The following is a 24,862-nucleotide window of genomic DNA, read 5'->3' on the forward strand; positions in this document are numbered from 1 at the left end:
CGGTCAGATGCACTGCCCCTTCTGCCGTCACTCGGACTCCCGGGTCATCGATTCCCGCACCAGTGATGACGGTCTCTCTATCCGTCGTCGACGTCAGTGCCCTGAGTGCGGGGGGCGTTTCACGACGACGGAGACGGCGAGCCTCAACGTGATCAAGCGATCCGGAGTCATGGAGCCGTTCAGTCGAGAGAAGGTCATCTCGGGCGTGCGCAAGGCCTGTCAAGGACGGCCCGTCACCGAGGCCGACCTGGCGATCCTCGCTCAGCGGGTCGAGGAGGCCGTTCGACAGACGGGGGTCTCGCAGCTCGACACCAACGAGATCGGCTTGGCGATCCTCGGGCCACTCCGCGATTTGGACGAGGTCGCGTACCTGCGGTTCGCGAGCGTCTATCAGGCGTTCGACTCGCTCGAGGACTTCGAGAGCGCCATCACCGATCTCCGTGCCGACCACGTCAAGTCGGAGCTCCTCGACCGGTAATCTGGCAGGGATGTATCCGCTGCTCTTTCGCGCTGTCCTGTCGCGCTTCGACCCTGAGTTCGCCCACCACGCCGGTATGGCGGTGATCCGCGTGCTCGGCGCGCCGCCGTTCTCCTGGGCGACGCGGGCACTGACGAAGCCGGACCCGTCCCTGCAGGTGCAGGCCCTCGGCCTGACCTTTTCCTCGCCCTTCGGGATCGCAGCAGGTTTCGACAAGAACGCCGTCGGCGTCCGTGGTCTCGCCGCGCTCGGCTTCGGACACGTCGAGGTGGGCACCGTCACCGCCATCCCGCAGGACGGCAACCCGAAGCCGCGGCTGTTCCGCCTGATCGCCGATCGAGCGGTCATCAACCGGATGGGGTTCAACAACGCGGGTGCGGATGCCGCGGCCCGGCGACTCGCGCGCCTGCGACGCGGCGCACCCGACACGGTCATCGGCGTGAACATCGGCAAGAGTCGCGTCGTCGATGTCGAGAACGCCACAGCAGACTACGTGGCCTCCGCGACGAAGCTCGCCCCGCTGGCCGACTACCTGGCGGTCAATGTCTCATCCCCGAACACTCCGGGTCTGCGGGGGCTTCAGGCGGTCGAGACGCTGGCTCCGCTGCTCAGGGCGGTCCGGGCAGCATCCGGAGAGACTCCGCTGCTCGTCAAGATCGCCCCCGATCTCTCGGACGAGGAGATCGTCGCCATCGCGACGCTCGCGGTCGACGAGGGGCTTGCGGGAATCATCGCTCACAACACCACGATCAGCAGGGACGGCCTCACGGCGGACTCGGCGACGGTCGCGGAGATCGGAGCGGGCGGACTCTCGGGCGCTCCGCTCAAGGAGCGTTCCCTGCAGGTGCTTCGTCTCGTGCGCTCGGCCGTCCCCTCGGAGTTCTGCGTCATCGCCGTCGGGGGAGTGGAGACGCCATCCGACGTTCAGGAGCGCCTCGAAGCCGGAGCGACTCTCGTGCAGGGCTACACGGCCTTCCTGTACCGCGGTCCCTTCTGGGGTCGCGAGATCAACCGGGGTCTCATCGCTCGCTGAGTCGCCGCACTCGTGCAAGCGAGAGGCGCCTCGTGCTCGGGGAGCAGGAGGCGCCTCTCGTCGGAGTCCTGGGGGTCAGGCGGGGTAGGCGCCGCGCTTCACCTGAGGCTTGGGCAGACGCATGAACCGCATCTGCAGCGATCGCATCGCTGCGTACCAGCCGAGGCCCCGCTCCATGCGGTCCTTGCCGAACTTCGCGGCGATCTTGCGCTTGACCCGCATGCCCAGCAGCACCATGCCGCCGATCGCGAGGATCAGGTACGCCATCATCACGAGATACGCCCAGCCTGCGATCGCGAATCCGCCGATGGCGAGGTTCGCGGGCAGAAGCGAGACCAGGATCACGAGCACCATGACACCCATGACGAACTCCGCCGGGTGCCACCCGGCATCGACGTAGTCACGGACCCAACGGCGCTGTGGCCCCTTGTCGCGAGCCGGGAGGTACTTCTCCTCGCCGGCAGCCATACCGGCCTGTGCGCGGTTGCGTCGCTCGTTGAGCTCTGCACGCGCCGCGGCCTTCGCTTCTTTGGTGTTCGCGACCAGAGGGCGACGGCGAGCGGCCTCCTGCTCGGCCCGGGTCGGCGTCGCGCGTCCCTTGCCCGACACAGGCGTCTCGGGGGCGTCGTCGTTCGTCGAAGGGGGGACAGGGGTAGTGGCCACGAGGTTCCTCGGTTCAGTGAAGGCGGATCACCTTAAGATTACTCGCATGACATCTCCTGCCCAGCCCGGCGAACAGAATCTGTCCAGCGAACGCGAACCGGCCCTCCTGGAGGCGGTGGCGACGGGGTTCCCCGCGGCGCTGAGCGACCTGGGTGCTCTCGTCCGCATCCCCGGCATGGCGTGGCCCGCATTCGACCAGACGCAGCTCGAGCGCAGCTCCGAGGCCGTCGCCGCACTCGCCACGGCCACCGGGGTCTTCGATGATGTCCGCGTCCTCCGTGCGGCGATCCCGGGCACCGACGAGCACGGGCAGCCGGCGGTGCTCGCCACGCGTGCTGCGCGCAACGGCAAGCCGACCATCCTGCTCTACGCGCACCACGATGTGCAGCCTCCCGGTGACGATGCTCTGTGGCAGACGCCGCCGTTCGAGCCCACCGTGCGCGACGGGCGTCTGTACGGTCGGGGCGCTGCCGATGACAAGGCGGGGATCATGGCGCACATCGCCTCGATCCGCGCTGTCGCCGAGATCGTCGGCGACGATCTGGAACTGGGCATCGCGATGTTCATCGAGGGTGAAGAGGAATACGGATCCCGTTCCTTCGCGCAGTTCCTCTCGGACAACAAGGAGGCGCTCCGTGCAGATGCCATCGTGGTCGCGGACTCGGGAAACTGGGATTCGGTGACGCCCGGTCTGACGGTCTCGCTGCGAGGCAACGCCCGGTTCACCGTGCGCGTGCGCACGCTCGATCACGCGTCGCACTCGGGGATGTTCGGCGGCGCCGTTCCCGACGCGATGATGGCAACGGTCAAGATGCTCTCCACCCTCTGGAACGAAGACGGCTCCGTCGCGGTCGAGGGGATGACCGAGCGCGAGGCACCCACGCCCGAGTACAGCGAGGAGACGCTCAGGGACGAAGCCGGACTTCTGCCCGGTACATCGCCGATCGGCGGCGGCAGCATCCTCGGCCGGATCTGGAACAAGCCCTCGGTGACCGTCATCGGAATCGACGCGACCAGTGTCGCCGCGGCGTCGAACACGCTCCTTCCGGAGGTGACGGTCGTCGTGAGCGCACGCGTCGCCCCCGGTCAGACCGGTGAGGAGGCGTACGCCGCCCTCGAGGCGCACTTGCGCGCCAACGCGCCGTACGGCGCTGAGCTGACCTTCTCGGACGTCGATCTCGGCAACGGCTTCCTCGTGGACACCAGCGGCTGGGCCGTCGCGCTCACCCGCGATGCCATGCGAGACGGCTACGGCGTGCCGCCCGTCGACCTCGGCGTCGGCGGGTCCATCCCGTTCATCGCCGACCTCGTGCGGGAATTCCCCGATGCTCAGATCCTCGTGACCGGTGTCGAGGATCCGCACTCTCGGGCACACAGTCCCAACGAATCACTGCACCTCGACACGTTCCGTCATGCGGTGGCGACCGAGGCGCTGCTGCTCTCGCGGATGAACGACATCATCATCTGAGCCCGATCGTCGAGGCTGAGGGTAAAATCGAGTCACCAGCCGTGCACGCACGGCCCGTCCGAAGGAGCGACATGAGCGACACCACACTGACTTCCGCAGAGACCACCCAGGCGCACGGCGTGAAGCTGACCGACGCCGCGGCCGTCAAGGTCAAGAACCTTCTCGAGCAGGAGGGCCGTGACGACCTGCGTCTGCGCGTCGCCGTCCAGCCCGGAGGATGCTCCGGCCTGATCTACCAGCTGTACTTCGACGAGCGATTCCTCGAGGGAGACGAGACCGTGGACTTCGACGGCGTCGAGGTCATCATCGACAACATGAGCGTCCCGTATCTCGACGGCGCGTCGATCGACTTCAAGGACACGATCTCCGAGCAGGGGTTCACGATCGACAACCCCAACGCCGCGGGCAGCTGCGCCTGTGGAGACAGCTTCCACTGACCCGAACCCCCTCGCCAACCTGCGTGGTTGGCATGAATCAGGTGTGAGGTTGCCCTAGACTTGGGTGTGCCCTGTCCGCAATCTGAAAGGTGCATCGTGCCCTCGAAACGCCGCCTTCGTTGGGCCGCTCTCCCCCTGGGAGTAGCGGCAGCCGTGGCCCTGGCGGGATGTACTGCCACTGAGCTGAACGGTTACCTCCCGGGCTTCGTGGAGGGTGAGCCTGCGGCCACCAACCAGACCGAGCGCGTGTCTTCGCTCTGGGTCAACTCCTGGATCGTCCTGCTCGCAGTCGGCGTGATCACCTGGGGCCTGATGGCCTGGGCCGCGATCGCCTACCGTCGTCGCAAGGGTCAGACGGGTCTGCCGGTGCAGATGCGCTACAACATGCCGATCGAGATCTTCTACACGGTCGTGCCGCTGATCCTCGTCCTGGGCATGTTCTTCTTCACGGCCCGTGACCAGTCGGCGATCGAGGCGAAGTGGGACGAGCCCGACGTCGAGATCACCGCGATCGCCAAGCAGTGGGCGTGGGACTTCCAGTACGACGGCGAGGAGGAGGACAACTCCGACGCCGTCTGGACCATGGGGATCCAGGCTCAGCCCGATGCGGACGGCAACATCGACCAGGCGCAGCTGCCGACCCTGGTGCTGCCGGTCGACCAGAAGGTCACGATCAACCTGCAGTCGCGCGACGTCATCCACTCCTTCTGGATCATCGACTTCCTCTACAAGAAGGACATGTACATCGGGAAGGACAACTCCTGGTCCTTCATCCCGACGCGTGTCGGCGAGTACGCCGGCAAGTGCGCCGAGCTGTGTGGCGAGTACCACTCGATGATGCTCTTCAACGTCAAGGTCGTCGAGCAGGACGAGTACGACGCCTACCTCCAGACGCTCGAGGAGGAAGGCAACACCGGAGACATCACGGACGCCTACGACCGTCTGTCGAACTACCCCGGGACAACCGCCCCGACCTCCGAGGAAGGAGAGGAGTAAGCCATGTCGACCACTGAAGCCCCCCGCACCGACGAGGCCCCTCGCTCTCGACCCACCACTCTGCCCGCACGCCAGGCCGCTCTCATGAGCACGTCTCGTGTGGAGCAGAAGGGCAACATCGTCGTCAAGTGGATCACCTCCACCGACCACAAGACGATCGGGTACATGTACCTCATCGCCTCGGTGCTGTTCTTCCTCCTCGGCGGCGTGATGGCGCTCGTCATCCGCGCAGAGCTGTTCGCTCCCGGGATGCAGATCATCCCGACCAAGGAGCAGTACAACCAGCTCTTCACGATGCACGGCACGATCATGCTCCTCATGTTCGCGACGCCGCTCTTCGCCGGTTTCGCGAATGCGATCCTGCCGCTTCAGCTCGGCGCACCGGACGTCGCGTTCCCGCGTCTCAACGCGTTCGCGTTCTGGCTGTTCCTCTTCGGGTCCACGATCGCGGTCGCCGGCTTCCTCACCCCTCAGGGTGCGGCGTCGTTCGGCTGGTTCGCCTATCAGCCGCTCGCCAGTGCGTCGTTCTCTCCGGGTGCCGGTGGAAACCTCTGGATGCTGGGTCTCGGCATCTCGGGCTTCGGAACCATCCTCGGCGCGGTGAACTTCATCACCACGGTGATCACGATGCGTGCCCCGGGTATGACGATGTGGCGCATGCCGATCTTCTCCTGGAACACGCTCATCACGAGCCTCCTCATCCTCATGGCCTTCCCGGTGCTCGCGGCGGCGATCTTCGCCGCCGGTGCCGACCGTGTGCTCGGCGCTCACATCTACGACCCGGCCAACGGCGGTGTCCTGCTCTGGCAGCACCTCTTCTGGTTCTTCGGTCACCCCGAGGTCTACATCATCGCCCTGCCGTTCTTCGGCATCGTGTCTGAGATCTTCCCGGTCTTCAGCCGCAAGCCGATCTTCGGATACAAGACCCTCGTCTATGCGACGATCGCGATCGCCGCACTGTCCGTCGCCGTGTGGGCTCACCACATGTACGTGACCGGCTCGGTGCTGCTGCCGTTCTTCGCCCTGATGACGATGCTCATCGCAGTGCCGACGGGTGTGAAGATCTTCAACTGGATCGGCACGCTCTGGCGCGGATCCGTGACCTTCGAGACGCCGATGGTGTTCGCGCTCGGCTTCCTGGTCTCGTTCGTGTTCGGTGGTCTCACCGGCGTGATCCTCGCGGCTCCGCCGCTCGACTTCGCCCTCTCCGACTCGTACTTCGTCGTCGCGCACTTCCACTACGTCGTCTTCGGCACCGTCGTGTTCGCGATGTTCGCCGGCTTCTACTTCTGGTGGCCGAAGTGGACCGGACGGATGCTCAACGAGCGCCTCGGCTACGTGCACTTCTGGATGCTGTTCATCGGCTTCCACATGACGTTCCTCATCCAGCACTGGCTGGGTGTCGACGGAATGGTGCGTCGCTACGCCGACTACTCGGCGGCTGACGGGTGGACCTGGCAGAACCAGGTGTCGACGATCGGTGCGATCATCCTCGGGGCGTCCATGCTGCCGTTCTTCCTCAATGTCTGGATCACGGCTCGCAAGGCACCCAAGGTCACGGTCAACGACCCGTGGGGCTACGGCGCTTCGCTCGAGTGGGCTACCTCCTGCCCGCCGCCGCGCCACAACTTCACGTCGATCCCGCGTATCCGCAGCGAGCGTCCTGCATTCGACCTGAACCACCCGGAGGCCGCGGAGTTCACACCGGCTGCACCCGGCGAGCGAGAGGGCCACTGAGCCATGCGCGACAACGTCATCCTCTGGTGGGTCCTGACCGCCTTCTTCGCCCTTGTCGGAGTCGTCTACACCGGCTGGCACATCCTTGCCACGCCGTCCGACAACTTCGCCATGCGGATCGAGTGGGTCGGAACCGTCGCGCTGTTCTTCGCGGCCTTCATGGGCGCGATGATCGCGTTCTATCTCGACCGCACGCACAAGGCTCAGAACGGTGAGCTGCCCGAGGACATCCTCACGAGCGACATCGACGACGGCGACCCGGAGCTCGGTGAGTTCAGCCCGTGGTCCTGGTGGCCGATCGTTCTCGCAGGATCCGCCGGAATCTTTGTGGTGGGCCTCGCCGTCGGACAGTTCCTGCTTCCGATCGGTCTCGCGATCTTCGTGGTCGCGATCGTCGGCTGGGTCTACGAGTACTACCGCGGGAACTTCGCCCGCTGACATACAGAGAGAAAGCCCCCGGGACCCTGGTCCTGGGGGCTTTCTCTCTGTCACGGCTACGCTCGGGAGCGGATGCGGGCGATACCGGTCAGCGGGTCGACAGGGCGGCGGTGGATGCCGTCGGCATCCTCGACGGGATAGCCCTCCCTGACCCAGTACTCGAACCCGCCGATCATCTCCCGCACCGGGTATCCCAGCTTCGCGAACTCGAGAGCGCCCTTCGCGCCGGCGTTGCACCCGGGACTCCAGCAGTAGACCACCACCTCGGAGCCTGCAGGGATCTCCGCCGGCGCGCGACTCGCGATCTCGCTGTAGGGCATGTGCCTCGCCCCCGCGACGCGCCCTTGAGCCCAGGCCTGGTCGGAGCGGACATCGACGATGACGACGCTGTCGTCGGACTGGAGAGCAGCGTGCACATCGCTCGCATCGGTCTCGTAGGCGAGTTTGGCGGCATAGTACTCAGCGCGATCGATCATGTCCTCAGCCTAGGGAGCCGGCCGTTGACCCGCCGTCATCTTCGCGACGATGACAGCTCTGATCCCGCCATTCTCGACGCGTGATTCAGAGCTCGACGGTCATCTGCAGCCGACGACCGTATCGGTCGAGCCCGAGAGACGTCTCGATGTCGACGAGCCCACGCTGGAACGGAGTCTCGGGGATGCTCTCGAGGAAGCCGCACGAGGCGTAGAACGGCGCGTTCCAGGGGATCTCCGCGTAGGTCCGCAGAGTCATCCGGCTGTAACCACGCTCGCGTGCCGTATCGAGAGCGGCATCGACGAGTCTGCGGCCGAAGCCCTGGCGCCCGGAGGACGGAAGCACGGAGAGCTGCTCCAGGTGCGCATGGCCGTCGGCGTCGAGGACGTGCACGAACCCGACGGGGGAGGATCCGCTGGGATCTTCGAGCACGAGAACGAAGCCCGGAGCTGCGAGCCGCTCGCTTCCGTCGCCTGCGGGCGGCCAATCCGGCGCCCCCAGGCTGTCGATCAAGAGGGCGTCAGCCTGCGCCTCGATAGCACGCAGGACCTCCGCGTCGTCCGCGACCGCAGGTCGGATGAGTTCGCTCATCGTGCATCCTCCGCGATCGCCGCGACCGCTTCGATCTCCACCAGCTGATCGTCGTAGCCGAGCACGGTGACACCCATCAGGGTGCTCGGTACGTCATGGTCGCCGAAGGCGGCATGGACGACATCCCATGCCGCCACGAGATCGGCCTGGGATGACGACGCCACGAGTACGCGCGTGCTGATGATGTCCGACAGTGTGGCACCGCTCGCACGCAAGGCTATCTCGAGCGTCTCGACGCAGCGTGCGGCCTGTGCGGAATAGTCACCGGGGGCCGTCGTGGTGCCGTCGTCTTCGAGCGGGCATGCTCCGGCGAAGAAGATGAGTCGAGACCCGGCGGGGGCGGTCGCCGCGTAGGCGTATGGTGCGGCGGCGAGGTCGGCGGAACGGATGAGTTGGACTACTGAGCTCATGTCTCGATCCTGCCACGCGCACATGGGCGGCTCCCGGATGCGAAAGGGCCCTGTCCGAGAATCGAACAGGGCCCTTTCGGGGGACGGGAGATCTTACTCGCCGTCCTCGGACTTCTTCTTACGAGGCTTCTTCACCGGCTCTGTCGAGATGACCGTGCTCGGAGTGTTCGCCGTCTCATCGACGTGGGTCTCGCTGACGGTGATCGGAGCGTCCGGAGCACCTGCGCGCTCGTGAGCGCCCTGGATCTCGGCCACTTCGGACTCATCGTTCTGAGCGGTCACGTGATGCTGGTGAGCATCCGCAGCCTCGATCTCGGCCTGGGTGAGGGGCGCGAGACGATCCTCGAAGAACCAGCGCGAGATGGAGGAGCGCAGGTTCTCGGTCCACGAGATGCGTCCCTTCGCATTGGGGCGCACGACCAGGGGCTCGTAGCCGTCGACATCGATGAGCTTCCAGCGGTCGTACTTGTCGACGGGCTGGTGGACCTCGATGAACTCTCCGCCGGGAAGGCGGACGATACGCCCGGACTCGAAGCCGTGCAGGACGATCTCGCGGTCCTTCTTCTGCAGAGCGAGAGCGATCCGCTTTGCGATGAAGTAGCCGAGAACCGGTCCGACGAACAGCAGCGCCTGAAGCGCGTGGATCACGCCCTCCATCGTGAGCATGAAGTGCGTCGCGATGAGGTCGGACGATGCTGCGGCCCAGAGGACTGCGTAGAAGATGACTCCGGCCACGCCGATGGCGGTGCGGGTCGCTGCGTTGCGAGGGCGCTGAGCGATGTGGTGCTCACGCTTGTCGCCTGTGACCCACGCCTCGATGAAGGGATAGATCGCGACGAGCACGATGAACAGACCGAGAACCACCAGTGGCAGCAGGATTCCGAATGACCAGGTGTGATCGAGGAAGACCACGTCGAGGTTCGACGGCGCCAGTCGCAGCGCACCGTCGGCGAAACCGATGTACCAGTCAGGCTGGGTGCCTGCCGAGACAGGGGAGGGGTCATACGGGCCGTAGTTCCAGATCGGGTTGATCTGGAAGAACGTCGCGATCAGCACGATCGTGCCGAACACGATGAACAGGTAGCCGCCCATCTTCGACATGTACACGGGCATCATCGGGTAGCCGACGACGTTGTCGTTCGTACGGCCGGGGCCGGCGAACTGCGTGTGCTTGTTGACGATCATCAGCATGAGGTGCACGGCGATGAGGCCGATCACCAGCAGCGGAAGCAGGAGGATGTGCAGCGTATAGAGGCGGCCGACGATGGCGGTACCGGGGAACTCTCCACCGAAGAGCAGGAAGGACGTCCAGGTGCCGATCAGCGGGATGCCCTTGATCATTCCGTCGATGATGCGCAGGCCGTTTCCCGAGAGCAGGTCATCGGGCAGGGAGTAGCCGGTGAAGCCCTCCGCCATCGCGAGGACGAACAGCACGAAGCCGATCACCCAGTTGAGCTCGCGAGGCTTGCGGAACGCGCCGGTGAAGAAGACGCGCAGCATGTGCACGCCGATTCCTGCCACGAAGACCAGTGCGGCCCAGTGGTGGATCTGGCGGACCAGAAGGCCGCCGCGGAGGTCGAACGAGATGTGCAGCGAAGATTCGAGCGCCGCCGACATGGCGATCCCGCGCATCGGGGCATATGCGCCCGTGTAGTGCGTCTCGACCATGGAGGCATCGAAGAAGAAGGTCAGGAAGGTTCCCGAGAGGAACACGACCACGAAACTCCACAGCGCGATCTCACCCAGCATGAACGACCAGTGGTCGGGGAAGATCTTGCGACCCAGCTCCTTGACGAAGCCGGAGATGCTGGTGCGCTCATCGATGTAGTTCGACGCGGCGCCGACGAATCGACCGCCGAGAGGCGCCTTGTTGTCCTTGTCCTCTTTGGACAGCGTTGCGGTGCTCAATGGCGCTCCCAGAAGCTCGGGCCGACGGGCTCGGTGAAGTCACTGCGTGCGACGAGGTAGCCCTCGTCGTCGACGGTGATGGGCAGCTGCGGCAGCGGACGTGCGGCCGGTCCGAAGATGACCTTGGCGTGATCCGTGACGTCGAACTGCGACTGGTGACAGGGGCAGAGGAGGTGGTGGGTCTGCTGCTCGTAGAGTGCCACGGGGCATCCGACGTGCGTGCAGACCTTCGAGTACGCGACGATGCCGTCGTACGACCAGTCCTTGCGGTCTTCGGCTTCGATGAGCTGCTCAGGGCGCAGGCGCATCATCAGCACGATGGCCTTCGCCTTCTCCTCGAGGTAGCCGTCATGGTGGCTGAGCTCGGCGAGGTCCTCGGGGATCACGTGGAACGCGGATCCGAGGGTGACATCCGCTGCGCGGATCGGCGTGCCGTCGGGATCGCGGACGAGGCGCTGACCCTTCTCCCACATGGTGTGCTTCAGCAGCGTCACCGGGTCGCCCGCGGTGGGGTCGTCGGGGGTGCTGTGCGGAGCGAGACCGCGGAAGAGCGTCACGCCGGGGATGATCGAGGCCACGATCGCAGCGAACAGCGAGTTGCGGATCATCGTGCGGCGTCCGAAACCGGACTCCTCGTTCGCCGTGGCGAACGCCTCGACGACGGCCTCTCGCGTCGAGTCCTTGCCCCGGGTGGGGTGGCGGTGCTCGATGTGCTCCTTGTCGCTCATCAGCGCCTTGGACCAGTGGATCGCGCCGATGCCGATCGAGAGAAGCGCGAGCGCGATTCCCAGACCGATGAAGAGGTTGTTCTGACGGATGTCGATGAGCGCGCCGCTCTCGATGGGGAAGAGCATGTAGGCGGCGACCGCCCAGATGCTTCCTGCCAGCGAGAGATAGAACAGGGTGTAGACCGTGCGCTCCGCAGCCTTCTCAGCGCGCGGGTCCTTGTCGGTCATCCGCGCGCGGTGCGGCGGCAGCCCCGGGTTCTGCACGGGATCGCTGACTGCGACACCCAGCCCTGGAGAGGGCTGGTAGGCCCTGTCAAGAGCCTGCGAGTCGTCGTCGTGTGCCATGGTGCTCCTCGTACGTTCCTCTTCGATGAATAAGCGTCAGTTGGACTTCGCCGTGATCCACACGGTGATGGCGACGAGCGCGCCGATTCCGAAGATCCAGACGAACAGGCCCTCGGAGACGGGACCGAGCGAACCGAGCGAGAAACCGCCGATCTGCACGGACTGCTGCTGATAGAGCAGAGCCGAGATGATGTCGCGCTTGTCTTCGTCCGACAGGTTCATGTCGCCGAAGACGGGCATGTTCTGGGGGCCCGTGACCATGGCCGCGTACATGTGCAGTGCGCTGGTCTCGGTGATCGCCGGGGCGTACTTGCCCTCGGTGAGAGCGCCACCGGCTGCTGCCACGTTGTGGCACATCGCGCAGTTCACGCGGAACAGCTCGGCGCCGTTGGCGACGTCTCCGCCACCGTCGAGGATGTGATCCTCGGGGAAGGTGGGACCAGGAGCCGACTCCTGGACGAAGGAGGAGATCGCGAGGATCTGCTCCTCGGTGAACTGCGGCTCCTTCTGGGGAGCCTGCGGTCCCTGCATCTGCAGCGGCATGCGCCCCGTCGACAGCTGGAACTCGGTCGCGAGTTCGCCGACGCCGTAGAGGCTCGGTCCGTTCGCAGTCCCCTGCAGATCGAGACCGTGGCAGGTGGCGCAGTTCGCCGTGAACAGCTTCTCGCCGTCCTCGACCGTGAGCGTGCTCGCAGCAGTGGTCTGGGTGTCGGTCGCAGCGAAGGCTGCGGACGTTCCGGCATATACCGCGCCGGTGATCATGAGGCCTGCTCCGATGAGCGCTGCCGCAGCCAGTGGGCTGCGACGGCCATTCGAACGGCGCTTCTTCTCTCGTGCCATCTCGGGGATCAGCTCCGCTCTTATTTCAGGAAGTAGATAACGACGAACAGCACGATCCAGACGACGTCGACGAAGTGCCAGTAGTAGGACACCACGATCGAGGACGTCGCCTCTTTGTGCCGGAAATTCTTGACGGCGTATGCACGCCCGATGACCAGGAGGAACGCGATCAGACCACCGGTGACGTGCAGGGCGTGGAAGCCTGTCGTGATGTAGAACGCCGATGCGTAGGAGTCTGCGCTGATCGGCATTCCCTCGGCGACGAGCGTCGCGTACTCCCAGACCTGACCGGCGACGAAGATCGAGCCGAGTGCGAAGGTGAGGAAGAACCACTCGACCATGCCCCAGCCGAACAGGCGTCGACGGCCCGCGCCGTTCTTCAGTCCCTTGGCGAGGCGATACGGCTGCAGATCCTCAGCCGCGAACACGCCCATCTGGCAGGTGAACGAGGAGAGCACGAGGATCGCCGTGTTCACGAACGCGAACGGGACGTTCAGCAGCTCTGTGCGGTCGGCCCAGAGCTCGGGAGAGGTGCTGCGGAGAGTGAAGTAGATCGCGAAGAGTCCCGCGAAGAACATCACCTCGCTGCCGAGCCACACAATGGTGCCGACAGCTACCGGGTTGGGGCGCTTGATCGTTCTTGCCGCCGGGGCATACGTCGCTGAGGTCGTCACCCTTCCATTATGGCCGATCCGCGGGCATGATTCTCGCACCGGAGGGGCGGTTTTCACCCTCGATCGACTTAGGTGACCCTAAGAAAACGCTGCGAATCCTCGGTGAATACGCGGGAAACGAGGGAAGCTGCGCGCCCACGTCCGTGTCGGGAAGAATCTGCACGTTTTCCCGGCGCCGATAGGATCGCACACATGGCTGATTCCCTGACCTGGTCCGACGTGCTCACCACTCTTCTGGAGCGTCGCGATCTCAGCGTCTGGGAGTCGACCTGGGCGATGCGGCAGATCATGCGCGGCGACGTCACCGAGGCGCAGCTCGCAGGCTTCCTCGTCGCTCTCCGTGCGAAGGGAGAGACGATCGACGAGATCGTCGGCTTCCGAGACGCCATCCTCGAGGCGGCGGTCCCGCTGCCCGTGTCGCCCGACGTCCTCGACATCGTCGGCACCGGCGGTGACCGGGTCGGCACGGTCAACGTCTCGACCACCGCAGCGGTCATCATCGGCGCCACCGGAATCCCTGTGGTCAAGCACGGAAACCGGGCCGCCAGCTCGGCCTCCGGGTCGTCCGACGTGCTGAGCGCGCTCGGATTGGAACTCACCCTCGATCCCGCAGCGGTCGCGTCGATCCTCGACCGCACCGGCATCACCTTCGCATGGGCGGGCGCCTTCCACCCCGGCTTCAAGCACGCGGGTGCCGTGCGCGCCGAACTCGGGGTTCCCACTGTCTTCAACATGCTCGGACCGCTCTGCAACCCTGCGCGGGCGGAGGCGAACGCCGTAGGCGTCGCTCAGCTCGAGCGTGTGCCGCTGATCACGGGTGTGTTCCGCACGCGTGGTGCGACGGCGCTGGTGTTCCGCGGTGACGACGGCCTCGATGAACTGACGACGACGGGGCACAGCCGCATCTGGGAGGTCACGCGCGGTGACATCCACGAACACGACCTGGATCCTCGTGATCTCGGCATCCCGATCGCCGACCTCGCAGATCTGATCGGCGGAACCCCCGATCACAACGCCGCAGTGCTGCGCCGAACCCTTGAAGGCGAGGTGGGGGCGGTGCGTGACATCGTCCTGCTCAACGCCGCCGCCGGCATCGTCGCGTTCGAGCTCTCTCAGGACGCCACTCAGGTGCAGCGCCCGATCCTCGAGCGCCTCCGCGAGGGCTACGAGCGAGCAGCTGCCGCGGTCGACGACGGTCGGGCCATCGCCAAACTCGACCAGTGGATCGGCGTGAGTCGCGAGCTCGCGTCGGCGTAGGAACCACGATGGACCCCGTAGCCGCTCTGCTCGAGATCGCCTCGCTGCTCGAGCGCGAACGGGCGTCCCGGTATCGGGCGAAGGCTTTCCGTCAGGCCGCGGCTATTCTGGCGCAACTGCCGGAGGATGTGCGCGCCGACCCGACGAGGCTGCGTGCGTCGAAGGGGATCGGGGAGTCGACGTTCGCGGTCATCCGCCAGGCGCAGAGCGGACAAGTGCCCGACTATCTGGTCGAGTTGCGGGGCGACGTCGAGCCGGAGCGGGTGTCCGCGCTGAGAGCGAAGCTGCGCGGGGACCTGCACGCGCACACTGATTGGTCCGACGGGACCACGCCCATCGCCGTGATGGCGGCGGCGGCCCGATCCCTCGGACACGAATACCAGGCGATCACCGACCATTCACCTCGCCTGAGAGTCGCCCGCGGTCTCTCACCCGAGAGGTTGCGCGAGCAGATCCCGCTCGTGCGCGCCGAGTCGGGCGAGGGTTTCACCCTCCTCGCCGGCATCGAGGTCGACATCCTCGACGACGGTGTCCTCGACCAGGAGGATGCGCTGCTCGGCGAGCTCGACATCGTCGTCGCCTCCGTCCATTCCAAGCTGCGCATGGAGCCGAGGCCGATGACGGCTCGCATGATCGCGGCCGTCTCGCATCCTCGCGTCAACGTCCTCGGCCACTGCACCGGCCGCCTCGTGCAGGGCGAACGCGGAACGCGGCCGGAATCCGTCTTCGACGCGGCAGCCGTGTTCGCGGCGTGCGCGGAGAACGGAGTGGCCGTCGAGATCAACTCTCGGCCCGAACGTCAGGATCCACCGGACGAGCTGATCGCGATCGCCCTCGACGCCGGGTGCCTCTTCTCGATCGACTCGGATGCGCACGCGCCCGGTCAGCTCTCGCTCCTCGACCATGGCGCGGAGCGCGCAGAACGGGCCGGAGTGCCGGCATCCCGCATCATCACGACGTGGGGGCTCGACCGGCTGCTCGCCTGGGCGAACTGAGTCAGCCGTCGATCGTCGCGATCGCAGCGACGGCGCGGGTCATGGAGCCCCCGAGGTTCCACTTCTCCGCGAGCTCGTTCGCGGCGTCGACCTCGGCCGGGTCGAGCGGTCGGAGGGGGTCGCTCGGCGGCATGATGTCGAGATCGGGAGCGACGGCCACGACAGTCGGGGCGACATCGAGGTAGTCCGCCGCGGCGAGGATCTTCGCGCGGACTCCCGCGCTCATGCCCTCTCCTGCGTCGGCCGCCTGTCGAATGCCGGCCAGGTCGCCATGCGCTTGCAGAAGCGTGGCCGCGGTCTTCTCGCCGACGCCCGCGACGCCGGGCAGGCCGTCGGACGCATCGCCGCGCATCGTCGCGAAGTCGGCGTACTGGCCGGGCAGCACGCCGTACTTGGCCACCACGACGGCATCCGTGACGATCTCGAGGTTGCTCATTCCCCGAGCCGTATAGACGACCCGGATGTTCCTCGAGTCGTCGACGAGCTGGAACAGATCCCGATCGCCCGTCACGATGTCGACCGGCATGGTCGCGTGTGTCGCGAGCGTGCCGATGACGTCATCGGCCTCGTGTTCGGCGACGCCGATGATCGGGATGCCGAGCGCAGCGAGCGTCTGACGGATCAGCGGTATCTGGGCCTCCAGCGGGTCCGGAACCTCTTCGACGTCGGGCCCGGCGGGAACGACCTCGACGACTCGATGCTCCTTGTAGCTCGGAATCAGATCGACGCGCCACTGGGGTCGCCAGTCGTCGTCCCAGCACGCGACCACGTGGGTCGGTTCGTACAGTGTGACCAGCTTCGCGATGATGTCCAGCAGCCCGCGCGCGGCGTTGATGGGGGAGCCGTCGGGAGCCGTGACCTTGTCGGGCACTCCGTAGAAGGCGCGGAAGTAGAGGCTTGCGGTGTCGAGCAGGAGAAGCTTGTCGGCGCGGGGCATGCAGACAGTCTGTCAGCGCGGTGAACGCGGATGGTATCGAGTCCGTCATATCGCGCTGTGATCTGATAGCCTTGATTGTCACTCGTGGCGTGCCTATGCATGCCCGCGTGGCAGAAACCAAATCAATCGCTGCAGAGCTCGTCATCGGTCGTGCGCGACCGGAGCCTTCAGCCCGAGTCTCCATTCACAAGGACAACCCACTACATGACTACCGCAACGACCGCCCCGGCCACCAAGCAGGTCGCCATCAACGACATCGGATCTGCTGAGGACTTCCTGGCCGCGGTCGAGAAGACCCTGAAGTTCTTCAACGACGGCGACATCATCGAAGGAACGATCGTCAAGATCGACCGCGATGAGGTTCTCCTCGATGTCGGATACAAGACCGAGGGCGTCATCCCCTCGCGCGAGCTCTCGATCAAGCACGACGTAGACCCCAACGAGGTCGTCAAGGTCGGCGACGAGGTCGAAGCCCTGGTTCTCCAGAAGGAGGACAAGGAAGGCCGTCTGATCCTCTCCAAGAAGCGTGCTCAGTACGAGCGTGCCTGGGGAGACGTCGAGAAGATCAAGGAGAACGACGGAGTCGTCACCGGTACGGTCATCGAGGTCGTCAAGGGTGGACTCATCGTCGACATCGGCCTCCGCGGCTTCCTCCCGGCCTCGCTCATCGAGCTCCGCCGCGTCCGCGACCTCACGCCGTACCTCGGCCAGGAGATCGAGGCCAAGATCCTCGAGCTCGACAAGAACCGCAACAACGTCGTGCTCAGCCGCCGTGCGCTGCTCGAGCAGACGCAGTCGGAGTCGCGCACCACGTTCCTGAACAACCTGCACAAGGGTCAGGTCCGCAAGGGTGTCGTGTCGTCGATCGTCAACTTCGGTGCATTCGTCGACCTGGGCGGCGTGGACGGCCTCGTGCACGTCTCCGAGCTGTCCTGGAAGCACATCGAGCACGCCTCCGAGGTCGTCGAGGTTGGCCAGGAGGTCACCGTCGAGATCCTCGAGGTCGACCTCGACCGCGAGCGTGTCTCCCTGTCGCTGAAGGCGACGCAGGAGGACCCGTGGCAGGTCTTCGCCCGTACCCACGCGATCGGTCAGGTCACGCCGGGTAAGGTCACCAAGCTCGTTCCGTTCGGTGCGTTCGTTCGCGTCGCAGACGGCATCGAAGGCCTCGTCCACATCTCCGAGCTCTCCAGCAAGCACGTCGAGCTGGCCGAGCAGGTCGTGTCGGTCGGCGAAGAGGTCTTCGTCAAGGTCATCGACATCGACCTCGAGCGTCGCCGCATCTCGCTCTCGCTGAAGCAGGCGAACGAGGCGGTCGACGTCAACGGCACCGAGTTCGACCCGGCGCTCTACGGCATGCTCGCCGAGTACGACGAGGCCGGGGAGTACAAGTACCCGGAGGGCTTCGACCCCGAGACCGGTGCATGGAAGGAAGGCTTCGACACCCAGCGCGAGGCATGGGAGCAGGAGTACGCTGCAGCCCAGGCTCGCTGGGAGGCTCACAAGGCTCAGGTTGCCAAGGCAGCCGAGGCCGAGGCGGCCGCTGGCGACGACTTCGGTGGCCAGGTCTTCTCGAGCGAGGTCGCAGGCGCGGGCACGCTCGCTGACGACGAGGCTCTCGCGGCTCTTCGCGAGAAGCTCTCGGGCGGCAACGCTTAAGCATCACGCTCTGAACGGGCCGTCATCCTTCGGGATGGCGGCCCGTTCCGCGTTTCCGTCGCCCGTGGCGGCTACGTGACCGAACATTACGGCGGCATTCGTAACATTGCGCATGCCCCGCCACCATGGGGATATGACATCCCTGCTCTCCACCCCGCGCGTCGACGCGTCGGTCGATGCCGGCACGGCGCAGCCCGTGCGGGTGCGAGAGGTGGGGCGGAGCTTTCCGATCGCTCGCGGACGCCGCGATGTTCTCCGTGGGGTGAACATCGAGGTGGCGGCCGGCGAGATCATCGCGGTCGTCGGACCTTCGGGATGCGGGAAGTCGACGCTCCTCCGTCTGATCGGCGGACTGGATGCGCCCTCCAGCGGCAGCATCCTGCTCGATGACTCGGGTGTCGCAGACGTCGACGAGCGCACGGCGGTGGCGTTCCAGGAGCCGCGGCTGCTGCCCTGGCGCACCATCTCCCAGAACGTCGAACTCGGTCTTCCGCGGGGAACGGCGCGCCGTCAGGGCCACGATCGTGTGCGTGAGCTGCTCGAACTGGTCGGCCTCGAACACGCAGCTGACCAGCGCCCCCGTGAGGTCTCCGGCGGCATGGCGCAGCGCGCGTCGTTGGCGCGCGCCCTCGCGCGGAACCCCGGAGTGCTGCTGCTGGATGAGCCGTTCGGCGCGCTCGACGCGCTCACCCGCCTGCGGATGCACGACCTGCTGCTGAAGATCCACGCGGCAGAGCCGACCACCGTCCTCCTCGTCACTCACGACGTCGAAGAGGCCCTCTACCTGGCCGACCGCGTGCTGCTGCTTCGCACGCTCGACGCCGACGCCGGCCCGGATGCGCGCTCGATCGTGCGCACGATCACCGTGCCCGGCACCCGCCCCCGCGACCGCGCCGATCGCGGCCTCGCGGACCTCCGCGCCGAGCTCCTCGAAGGACTCGGCGTCGACACCCACCACCGCATTGCCACCGAGGAGACCCGATGAGCACCATCACCCGCCGAATCATCCCTGCGATCGCTGTCGCCGGGACGATGATGCTCGTCGCCACCGGGTGCGTCGCCGGTGAGAACGCCACAGCATCTGACTCGAGCGACGACAGTGCCGCATCGGGCGAGTGGTCGTCGGACACTCTGTCGATCGACTTCGCGACGTACAACCCACTCAGTCTGGTGATCCGCGACCAGGGCATTCTCGAGGAGATCCTCGGCGACGACGTCGCGGTCGAGTGGGTGCAGTCCGCAGGCTCGAACAAGGCGAACGAGCTGCTGCGCTCCGGTTCGATCGACGTGGGATCGACAGCCGGCTCGGCCGCGCTGCTCGCCCGCTCGAATGGATCGCCCATCCAGGTCATCGACATCTTCTCTCAGCCCGAGTGGTCGGCGATCGTCGTCGGCCCCGACAGCGATATCGCGTCGGTGGAGGACCTCGCCGGCAAGTCGGTCGCCGCGACGAAGGGAACGGATCCCTACTTCTTCCTGCTCCAGTCGCTCGAGGAGGCGGGACTCTCGATCGACGACGTCGAGGTGCAGAACCTTCAGCACGCCGATGGGCGTGCTGCTCTCGATGGCGGATCCGTCGACGCGTGGGCAGGACTCGACCCGATCATGGCCGCCGCCGAAGTGGAGTCCGGCGACCAGCTGATCTACCGCAACGTCGACTTCAACACCTACGGCTTCCTGAACGCGACCGAGGACTTCATCGAGAACCACGCCGACCTCGCTCAGGCGGTAGTGGATGCGTACGAGCAGGCACGCGAGTGGGCGCTGGAGAACCCCGAGGAGACCGCAGCCCTGCTGGCCGAGGTCGCGGGGATCGACATCGAGGTCGCGACGACCGTGATCGAGGAGCGCTCGAATCTCGACGTGAGCGGCATCCCGGGCGACGCGCAGATCGACGTGCTCGAGAAGATCGCTCCGGTGCTCGTCGAATCGGGCGACGTGCAGGGCGGCGAGGACGCCGTCGACGAGGCACTCGAATCGATCGTCAACGCCACTTTCGCAGAGAAGGCGGTCGGAGGCGAGTGAGCCTTCCGGATCAGAGGGCGCTGGCGCCCGCGGACACGCGGGACGCTCTCGACGCGGCGCGCGGAAGCCGAAGGCGTGCCGAGGTCGGCGCACGGCATGCGTGGGACCGACCCGCGGTGCGGATCGCCGGCGGGTTCCTGCTCCCCGTCGTCATCCTGATCACGTGGCAGGTGGTCACGACCACCGGGATGGTCGAGCCGTACCGCCTGCCTGCTCCGGCCACGGTGTTCACCGCCGGTGTCGAACTCGCCGAGCGCGGAGCGCTGTGGACGCACATCGCGATATCGGTGCAGCGAGTGCTGCTCGGGTTCGCGATCGGGTCGGTCATCGGGCTCGCCGCTGCGGGGATCGTCGGTCTCTCCCGCATCGGAGACGTGCTGCTCAGCCCGACGCTCGCGGCGGTTCGAGCCGTGCCATCGCTGGCCTGGGTGCCGCTGCTCATCCTCTGGATGCAGATCGGTGAGGAGTCCAAGGTCACGCTGATTGCGATCGGTGCGTTCTTCCCCGTCTACACCACCGTCGCCTCGGCGCTGCGCCACGTCGATCCGCTGCTGGTCGAGGCCGGGCGCTCGTTCAGCCTGAGCGGCTGGTCGCTGTTCCGCACGGTGCAGCTTCCCGCAGTCGTGCCGTCGGTGATCGCCGGTCTGCGTCTCGCCCTCGCTCAGGCATGGCTATTCCTCGTCGCGGCGGAGCTCATCGCCTCGTCGATGGGACTCGGATTCCTGCTCACCGATTCGCAGAGCAACGGCCGCGTCGACCGGATCCTGCTCTCGATCGTGCTGCTCGCTCTGCTTGGGACGATCACGAACGGTGTGCTCGCTCTGGCTGAGAAGTACCTGCTGCGGAGGTGGGCGTGACGGCGTCGGAGGTGCGCCTGTACGAGACGAGGTCGTATCCCGCGCCTCCGGCGTTCGCCGCACAGGCCAACGTGAACGAGGAGGCCTACGCGAGGGCCGCGTCCGATCCGATCCTCTTCTGGGAGCAGGCTGCCGCTCGCCTGGATTGGACCGAGCCGTGGCACTCCGCGCATGAGTGGGATCCGCCCGTCGGCGAGGACGTGCCGGCAGCTCGCTGGTTCGTCGGCGGACGTCTGAACGTCGCGTACAACTGCGTCGATCGGCACGTGGTGGCGGGGAGAGGTGACAAGGTCGCCCTGCACTTCGAGGGAGAGCCCGGCGACCGTGCTGCAGTCACCTACTCCGACCTGCAGAGCATGGTGTCGCGCGCGGCCAACGCGCTGATCGCACTCGGCATCCGACCGGGCGACCGCGTCGTCGTCTATCTCCCCGTGCTTATCGAGACGGTCGTGATCACACTCGCGTGCGCGCGCATCGGAGCGGTGCACTCGCTCGTGTTCGGCGGGTTCTCCGCCGAGGCCGTGCGATTCCGGCTCGCCGACACCGGTGCCAAGCTGCTCGTCACGAGTGACGGCCAGTTCCGCCGCGGCACCGCGACCGAGGTCAAGTCCACCGCCGATGTCGCGTCGGCTGACCTCCCCGACCTCGAGCACGTTCTCGTGCTCCGGCGAACGGGGCAGGACGTGCCCTGGACGCCAGGACGTGACATCTGGTGGCACGATGTCGTCGACACCGCCTCGCCGGAGCACGAGGCTGAGGCGTTCGACGCCGAGCATCCGCTCTTCATCATCTACACGTCGGGCACGACGGGCAAACCGAAGGGGCTGGTGCACACCTCGGGTGGATACCTCGCCCATGCGAGCTGGGCCCACTGGGCGCATTTCGACGCGAAACCCGACGACGTGCACTGGTGCACGGCCGACCTCGCGTGGGTCACGGCGCACACCTACGAGATCTACGGCCCGCTCTCGAACGGCCTGACCCAGATCATCTACGAGGGCACGCCCGACGCCCCGAACCGCGAACGTCACCTCGAGATCATCGAGCGGTACGGCGTGACGGTTTACTACACGGCGCCGACCCTCATTCGCACCTTCATGACCTGGTTCGGCGCCGATCTGCCCGAGGGGCACGACCTCTCGACCCTGCGTCTGCTGGGCACCGTCGGCGAGGCGATCAATCCGGAAGCCTGGATCTGGTTCCGGCGCAGCTTCGGACGCGACGAGCTCCCTGTCGTCGACACCTGGTGGCAGTCGGAGACCGGAGCGGCGATGATCGCGCCGTTGCCCGGCGTCACGACGCTCAAGCCCGGTTCGGCATCGATGCCACTGCCCGGAATCGATGCCGCCGTCGTCGACGAGCACGGCGACGAGGTGGCCCCCGGGCGATCGGGGACGCTGGTGGTGCGCCGCCCGTGGCCGGGGATGGCGAGGACGGTGTGGGGCGACCCGAAGCGATACCGCGACGCCTACTGGTCGACTTTCGCAGGGCACGGCGACCACGGCGGCTACTACGTCGCCGGTGACGGGGCGACCCGAGACGCCGACGGGTACATCTGGATCCTCGGCCGGCTCGACGACGTCGTGAACGTGTCGGGCCACAGGCTTTCGACCATCGAGATCGAGTCCGCGCTCGTGGCGCACGACACGGTCGGAGAGGCGGGAACGGCGGGCGTCGCAGATACGGTGACCGGCCAGGCGGTCGTCGCCTTCGTCGTCGCATCGGGCCGAGCTGAGGTGTCGACCCCGGTGCTGCGGGCAGAGGTCGCCAAAGCCATCGGTCCCATCGCCAAGCCGAAGCACATCGTCGTCGTACCCGACCTCCCGAAGACGCGCTCGGGCAAGATCATGCGCAGACTGCTCGCTCAGCTCTGGGAAGCGGAGCAGGACCGCCGGGCGGGCCGCGCATCGTCTCAGCTCGGAGACACGACATCGCTGCAGAACCCGTGGGCCGTCGACGACATCGCCGCCGCGCTCGAGACCGCAGAACTGAGGACATCATGACGGAAGAACACCGCTTCGGATTTCGCACGAGGGCACTCCATGCCGGTGGCACCCCCGATGCCGCCACCGGCGCCCGCGCCGTGCCGATCTATCAGACGACGTCGTTCGTCTTCGAAGACGCGGCGGACGCAGGGAACCTCTTCGCTCTGCAGAAGTACGGCAACATCTACTCGCGCATCGGCAACCCCACCGTCGCCGCGCTCGAGGAGCGCCTCGCGTCGTTGGAAGGCGGCATCGGCGCCGTCGCGACCGCGTCGGGGATGAGCGCGGAGTTCATCACGTTCGCGGCACTCGTCGGAGCCGGTGACCACGTGGTGGCCTCCGCCCAGCTGTACGGCGGCACCGTGACGCAGCTCGACGTGACGCTGCGCCGGTTCGGGGTGCAGACGACCTTCGTCGCCTCCAGCGACCCCGCAGACTACGCGGCAGCGATCCGCCCCGAGACCAAGGTCGTCTACGTCGAGATGATCGGCAACCCCTCGGGGGAGATCGCCGACATCGAGGGCCTGGCAGAGGTCGCCCATGCCGCAGGGGTGCCTCTGGTCATCGACGCGACGCTGGCCACGCCGTATCTCGCGCGTCCGCTCGAGCACGGTGCCGACATCGTCATCCACTCGGTCACGAAGTTCCTCGGCGGTCACGGCACCACGCTCGGCGGGGTGGTGATCGAGAAGGGCACGTTCGACTGGGGCAACGGACGGTTCCCGCAGATGACCGAGCCCGTCGAGTCCTACGGCGGGATCAAGTGGTGGGACAACTTCGGCGAGTACGGGTTTCTCACCAAGCTCCGCACCGAGCAGCTGCGCGACATCGGTCCGGCGCTCAGCCCGCAGTCGGCGTTCAACCTCCTGCAGGGAGTGGAGACGCTTCCGCAGCGCATCGATGCGCACCTCGCGAACGCACGGATCGTCGCCGAGTGGCTCGACTCGGACCCCAGGGTCGACTACGTGACCTGGGCGGGTCTCGCTCATCACCCGCATCACGAGCGTGCGGCGAAGTACCTGCCGCTGGGTCCCGGTTCGGTGTTCGCCTTCGGGGTGAAGTCCGAAGACGGCCGCGCAGCGGGGGAGAAGCTCATCGAGAGCCTGCAGCTGGCGTCGCATCTCGCGAACATCGGCGATGCGCGCACGCTCGTCATCCACCCTGCATCCACCACCCACCGGCAGCTCACGGAACCGCAGCTCGTCGCCGCGGGTGTGCGCCCCGACCTCATCCGCATCTCGGTGGGACTCGAGGACGCCGAAGACATCATCTGGGATCTCGATCAGGCCCTCACGACAGCGACAGGAGCGACCCGATGAGCGGAATCGAGACCACGGGAGTCGATGCCTGCGCGCTTCCGCCTGCGCAGGATGCTGCGGCCTGTGCCTTGCCTGGCTCCGCACCGGTGCACCCCGGGCGCACCTGGACCGGCCCCGGCCAGCAGCAGCGCTTCGGCATCCTCCGACGCGCGAAATCCGTCGCCATCGTCGGCGCATCGAACAATCCTGCGCGTGCGTCGTACTTCGTCGCGACCTACCTGCTTTCGAGCACCGCTTACGACGTCTACCTCGTGAACCCTCGGGAATCCGAGATCCTCGGCCAGCCGGTCTACGCCTCGCTCGCGGACCTGCCGGTCGTGCCCGACATCGTCGACGTCTTCCGTCGGCACGACGATCTGCCGGGGGTCGCTCAGGAGGCGATCGACGCCGGCGCGCGGACGCTCTGGCTGCAGCTCGGGTCATGGCACGAGGATGCCGCAGCGATCGCCGAGAGCGCAGGACTCTCGGTGGTGATGGACCGGTGCATCAAGATCGAGCACGCCCGGTTCCACGGTGGGCTCCACCTCGCCGGATTCGACACCGGCGTCATCAGCTCGCGTCGGCAGCTGCTGGCGCGCTGATCCGAGTTCGCGGCCGAGCCTAGACTG

At 66.4% G+C, this 24,862-nt stretch carries 25 protein-coding genes; 16 read left to right on the forward strand and 9 right to left on the reverse strand.

Going from position 1 to position 24,862, the window contains the following annotated elements; all coding sequences use genetic code 11:
- Positions 1 to 7: 7 nt before the first annotated feature.
- Together nrdR and QMA07_RS11635 are read left to right on the forward strand one after the other, a co-directional pair.
- Complete coding sequence (gene nrdR, locus QMA07_RS11630; RefSeq protein WP_290162006.1) at positions 8 to 478, forward strand: transcriptional regulator NrdR; 471 nt, start codon at positions 8 to 10, stop codon at positions 476 to 478.
- Between the two features lie 10 nt (positions 479 to 488).
- Positions 489 to 1,511, forward strand: coding sequence for a quinone-dependent dihydroorotate dehydrogenase (locus QMA07_RS11635; RefSeq protein ID WP_290162007.1), 1,023 nt, complete (start codon positions 489 to 491; stop codon positions 1,509 to 1,511).
- 75 nt (positions 1,512 to 1,586) lie between these two features.
- Here QMA07_RS11635 and QMA07_RS11640 read toward each other — a convergent pair whose 3' ends face one another.
- Positions 1,587 to 2,174 carry a DUF3043 domain-containing protein gene (locus tag QMA07_RS11640; RefSeq protein ID WP_290162009.1) on the reverse strand — a complete coding sequence of 196 codons (588 nt, stop codon included), beginning with the start codon at positions 2,172 to 2,174 and terminating at the stop codon, positions 1,587 to 1,589.
- Between the two features lie 46 nt (positions 2,175 to 2,220).
- Between QMA07_RS11640 and QMA07_RS11645 the strand changes: the two genes are divergently transcribed.
- The 5 genes from QMA07_RS11645 to QMA07_RS11665 all read left to right on the forward strand — a co-directional run bounded on the left by QMA07_RS11645 (position 2,221) and on the right by QMA07_RS11665 (position 7,250).
- Complete coding sequence (locus QMA07_RS11645) at positions 2,221 to 3,642, forward strand: dipeptidase (RefSeq protein ID WP_290162010.1); 1,422 nt, start codon at positions 2,221 to 2,223, stop codon at positions 3,640 to 3,642.
- A gap of 71 nt (positions 3,643 to 3,713) precedes the next feature.
- Positions 3,714 to 4,079: an iron-sulfur cluster insertion protein ErpA gene (gene erpA / locus QMA07_RS11650; RefSeq protein WP_194763425.1), complete on the forward strand. Its 366-nt coding sequence runs from the start codon at positions 3,714 to 3,716 to the stop codon at positions 4,077 to 4,079.
- 96 nt (positions 4,080 to 4,175) lie between these two features.
- On the forward strand, positions 4,176 to 5,075 hold the full coding sequence (gene coxB / locus QMA07_RS11655; RefSeq protein WP_056377194.1) for a cytochrome c oxidase subunit II: 900 nt from the start codon (positions 4,176 to 4,178) through the stop codon (positions 5,073 to 5,075).
- Between the two features lie 3 nt (positions 5,076 to 5,078).
- Positions 5,079 to 6,812 carry a cytochrome c oxidase subunit I gene (gene ctaD, locus QMA07_RS11660; RefSeq protein ID WP_290162014.1) on the forward strand — a complete coding sequence of 578 codons (1,734 nt, stop codon included), beginning with the start codon at positions 5,079 to 5,081 and terminating at the stop codon, positions 6,810 to 6,812.
- Between the two features lie 3 nt (positions 6,813 to 6,815).
- Positions 6,816 to 7,250 (forward strand): cytochrome c oxidase subunit 4, encoded by a 435-nt coding sequence (locus tag QMA07_RS11665; RefSeq protein WP_290162015.1) that lies wholly within the window; start codon positions 6,816 to 6,818, stop codon positions 7,248 to 7,250.
- Positions 7,251 to 7,306: 56 nt separating this feature from the next.
- Here QMA07_RS11665 and QMA07_RS11670 read toward each other — a convergent pair whose 3' ends face one another.
- From QMA07_RS11670 to QMA07_RS11700, 7 genes are all read right to left on the reverse strand, one after another.
- Entirely contained in the window at positions 7,307 to 7,726 is a 420-nt protein-coding gene (locus QMA07_RS11670) for a rhodanese-like domain-containing protein (RefSeq protein ID WP_290162016.1), read from the reverse strand.
- Positions 7,727 to 7,811: 85 nt separating this feature from the next.
- Positions 7,812 to 8,315, reverse strand: a complete 504-nt coding sequence (locus tag QMA07_RS11675; RefSeq protein ID WP_290162018.1) for a GNAT family N-acetyltransferase — start codon at positions 8,313 to 8,315, stop codon at positions 7,812 to 7,814.
- On the reverse strand, positions 8,312 to 8,725 hold the full coding sequence (locus tag QMA07_RS11680) for a Rid family hydrolase (RefSeq protein WP_290162019.1): 414 nt from the start codon (positions 8,723 to 8,725) through the stop codon (positions 8,312 to 8,314). Before QMA07_RS11680 ends, QMA07_RS11675 begins: the two co-directional genes overlap by 4 nt.
- Before the next feature lie 93 nt (positions 8,726 to 8,818).
- Positions 8,819 to 10,633 (reverse strand): cytochrome bc complex cytochrome b subunit, encoded by a 1,815-nt coding sequence (locus QMA07_RS11685; protein WP_290162020.1) that lies wholly within the window; start codon positions 10,631 to 10,633, stop codon positions 8,819 to 8,821.
- Positions 10,630 to 11,706 carry a Rieske 2Fe-2S domain-containing protein gene (locus tag QMA07_RS11690; RefSeq protein ID WP_042538395.1) on the reverse strand — a complete coding sequence of 359 codons (1,077 nt, stop codon included), beginning with the start codon at positions 11,704 to 11,706 and terminating at the stop codon, positions 10,630 to 10,632. The genes QMA07_RS11685 and QMA07_RS11690 overlap by 4 nt, the downstream gene beginning before the upstream one ends.
- A 36-nt stretch (positions 11,707 to 11,742) precedes the next feature.
- A complete protein-coding gene (locus tag QMA07_RS11695; RefSeq protein WP_290162022.1) occupies positions 11,743 to 12,546 on the reverse strand; it encodes a c-type cytochrome in 804 nt (267 codons plus the stop codon).
- A gap of 20 nt (positions 12,547 to 12,566) precedes the next feature.
- Positions 12,567 to 13,124, reverse strand: a complete 558-nt coding sequence (locus QMA07_RS11700; protein ID WP_308810394.1) for a heme-copper oxidase subunit III — start codon at positions 13,122 to 13,124, stop codon at positions 12,567 to 12,569.
- 288 nt (positions 13,125 to 13,412) lie between these two features.
- Between QMA07_RS11700 and trpD the strand changes: the two genes are divergently transcribed.
- Both trpD and QMA07_RS11710 read left to right on the forward strand, forming a co-directional pair.
- Positions 13,413 to 14,477, forward strand: a complete 1,065-nt coding sequence (trpD, locus tag QMA07_RS11705) for an anthranilate phosphoribosyltransferase (RefSeq protein ID WP_290162023.1) — start codon at positions 13,413 to 13,415, stop codon at positions 14,475 to 14,477.
- A gap of 8 nt (positions 14,478 to 14,485) precedes the next feature.
- A complete protein-coding gene (locus QMA07_RS11710) occupies positions 14,486 to 15,472 on the forward strand; it encodes a PHP domain-containing protein (protein ID WP_290162024.1) in 987 nt (328 codons plus the stop codon).
- 1 nt (position 15,473) lies between these two features.
- On the opposite strand, the gene QMA07_RS11715 is transcribed toward QMA07_RS11710, so the two are convergent.
- Positions 15,474 to 16,409: a 5'-3' exonuclease gene (locus QMA07_RS11715; RefSeq protein ID WP_290162025.1), complete on the reverse strand. Its 936-nt coding sequence runs from the start codon at positions 16,407 to 16,409 to the stop codon at positions 15,474 to 15,476.
- Positions 16,410 to 16,613: 204 nt separating this feature from the next.
- Between QMA07_RS11715 and rpsA the strand changes: the two genes are divergently transcribed.
- From rpsA to QMA07_RS11750, 7 genes are all read left to right on the forward strand, one after another.
- On the forward strand, positions 16,614 to 18,068 hold the full coding sequence (gene rpsA, locus QMA07_RS11720) for a 30S ribosomal protein S1 (protein WP_056377208.1): 1,455 nt from the start codon (positions 16,614 to 16,616) through the stop codon (positions 18,066 to 18,068).
- A gap of 133 nt (positions 18,069 to 18,201) precedes the next feature.
- Positions 18,202 to 19,053, forward strand: a complete 852-nt coding sequence (locus QMA07_RS11725) for an ABC transporter ATP-binding protein (protein WP_290162027.1) — start codon at positions 18,202 to 18,204, stop codon at positions 19,051 to 19,053.
- The gene (locus QMA07_RS11730; RefSeq protein WP_290162029.1) at positions 19,050 to 20,093 is read left to right on the forward strand and encodes an aliphatic sulfonate ABC transporter substrate-binding protein; all 1,044 of its coding nucleotides are present in this window, start codon (positions 19,050 to 19,052) and stop codon (positions 20,091 to 20,093) included. The genes QMA07_RS11725 and QMA07_RS11730 overlap by 4 nt, the downstream gene beginning before the upstream one ends.
- A complete protein-coding gene (locus QMA07_RS11735; RefSeq protein ID WP_290162031.1) occupies positions 20,090 to 20,950 on the forward strand; it encodes an ABC transporter permease in 861 nt (286 codons plus the stop codon). The genes QMA07_RS11730 and QMA07_RS11735 overlap by 4 nt, the downstream gene beginning before the upstream one ends.
- Positions 20,941 to 22,953: an acetate--CoA ligase gene (gene acs, locus QMA07_RS11740; protein WP_290162033.1), complete on the forward strand. Its 2,013-nt coding sequence runs from the start codon at positions 20,941 to 20,943 to the stop codon at positions 22,951 to 22,953. The genes QMA07_RS11735 and acs overlap by 10 nt, the downstream gene beginning before the upstream one ends.
- Complete coding sequence (locus QMA07_RS11745) at positions 22,950 to 24,254, forward strand: O-acetylhomoserine aminocarboxypropyltransferase/cysteine synthase family protein (RefSeq protein WP_290162035.1); 1,305 nt, start codon at positions 22,950 to 22,952, stop codon at positions 24,252 to 24,254. The genes acs and QMA07_RS11745 overlap by 4 nt, the downstream gene beginning before the upstream one ends.
- Entirely contained in the window at positions 24,251 to 24,835 is a 585-nt protein-coding gene (locus QMA07_RS11750) for a CoA-binding protein (RefSeq protein WP_290162037.1), read from the forward strand. The genes QMA07_RS11745 and QMA07_RS11750 overlap by 4 nt, the downstream gene beginning before the upstream one ends.
- The last annotated feature ends 27 nt before the right edge of the window (positions 24,836 to 24,862 follow it).

Origin of the sequence: Microbacterium sp. APC 3901 (assembly GCF_030407765.1) — a bacterium.
Classification (GTDB): Bacteria; Actinomycetota; Actinomycetes; order Actinomycetales; family Microbacteriaceae; genus Microbacterium.

What these genes read in the sequence shown, in the direction of transcription:
- QMA07_RS11635 (WP_290162007.1), top strand. Translation starts at nt 489, where the DNA reads ATGTATCCGCTGCTCTTTCGCGCTGTCCTGTCGCGCTTCGACCCTGAG.
- QMA07_RS11710 (WP_290162024.1), top strand. Translation starts at nt 14,486, where the DNA reads ATGGACCCCGTAGCCGCTCTGCTCGAGATCGCCTCGCTGCTCGAGCGC.
- QMA07_RS11745 (WP_290162035.1), top strand. Translation starts at nt 22,950, where the DNA reads ATGACGGAAGAACACCGCTTCGGATTTCGCACGAGGGCACTCCATGCC.
- QMA07_RS11675 (WP_290162018.1), bottom strand. Translation starts at nt 8,315, where the DNA reads ATGAGCGAACTCATCCGACCTGCGGTCGCGGACGACGCGGAGGTCCTG.
- QMA07_RS11670 (WP_290162016.1), bottom strand. Translation starts at nt 7,726, where the DNA reads ATGATCGATCGCGCTGAGTACTATGCCGCCAAACTCGCCTACGAGACC.
- QMA07_RS11680 (WP_290162019.1), bottom strand. Translation starts at nt 8,725, where the DNA reads ATGAGCTCAGTAGTCCAACTCATCCGTTCCGCCGACCTCGCCGCCGCA.
- QMA07_RS11730 (WP_290162029.1), top strand. Translation starts at nt 19,050, where the DNA reads ATGAGCACCATCACCCGCCGAATCATCCCTGCGATCGCTGTCGCCGGG.
- QMA07_RS11750 (WP_290162037.1), top strand. Translation starts at nt 24,251, where the DNA reads ATGAGCGGAATCGAGACCACGGGAGTCGATGCCTGCGCGCTTCCGCCT.
- rpsA (WP_056377208.1), top strand. Translation starts at nt 16,614, where the DNA reads ATGACTACCGCAACGACCGCCCCGGCCACCAAGCAGGTCGCCATCAAC.
- nrdR (WP_290162006.1), top strand. Translation starts at nt 8, where the DNA reads ATGCACTGCCCCTTCTGCCGTCACTCGGACTCCCGGGTCATCGATTCC.
- QMA07_RS11700 (WP_308810394.1), bottom strand. Translation starts at nt 13,124, where the DNA reads ATGTTCTTCGCGGGACTCTTCGCGATCTACTTCACTCTCCGCAGCACC.
- erpA (WP_194763425.1), top strand. Translation starts at nt 3,714, where the DNA reads ATGAGCGACACCACACTGACTTCCGCAGAGACCACCCAGGCGCACGGC.
- QMA07_RS11715 (WP_290162025.1), bottom strand. Translation starts at nt 16,409, where the DNA reads ATGCCCCGCGCCGACAAGCTTCTCCTGCTCGACACCGCAAGCCTCTAC.
- ctaD (WP_290162014.1), top strand. Translation starts at nt 5,079, where the DNA reads ATGTCGACCACTGAAGCCCCCCGCACCGACGAGGCCCCTCGCTCTCGA.
- QMA07_RS11695 (WP_290162022.1), bottom strand. Translation starts at nt 12,546, where the DNA reads ATGGCACGAGAGAAGAAGCGCCGTTCGAATGGCCGTCGCAGCCCACTG.
- QMA07_RS11690 (WP_042538395.1), bottom strand. Translation starts at nt 11,706, where the DNA reads ATGGCACACGACGACGACTCGCAGGCTCTTGACAGGGCCTACCAGCCC.
- QMA07_RS11645 (WP_290162010.1), top strand. Translation starts at nt 2,221, where the DNA reads ATGACATCTCCTGCCCAGCCCGGCGAACAGAATCTGTCCAGCGAACGC.
- trpD (WP_290162023.1), top strand. Translation starts at nt 13,413, where the DNA reads ATGGCTGATTCCCTGACCTGGTCCGACGTGCTCACCACTCTTCTGGAG.
- QMA07_RS11725 (WP_290162027.1), top strand. Translation starts at nt 18,202, where the DNA reads ATGACATCCCTGCTCTCCACCCCGCGCGTCGACGCGTCGGTCGATGCC.
- QMA07_RS11665 (WP_290162015.1), top strand. Translation starts at nt 6,816, where the DNA reads ATGCGCGACAACGTCATCCTCTGGTGGGTCCTGACCGCCTTCTTCGCC.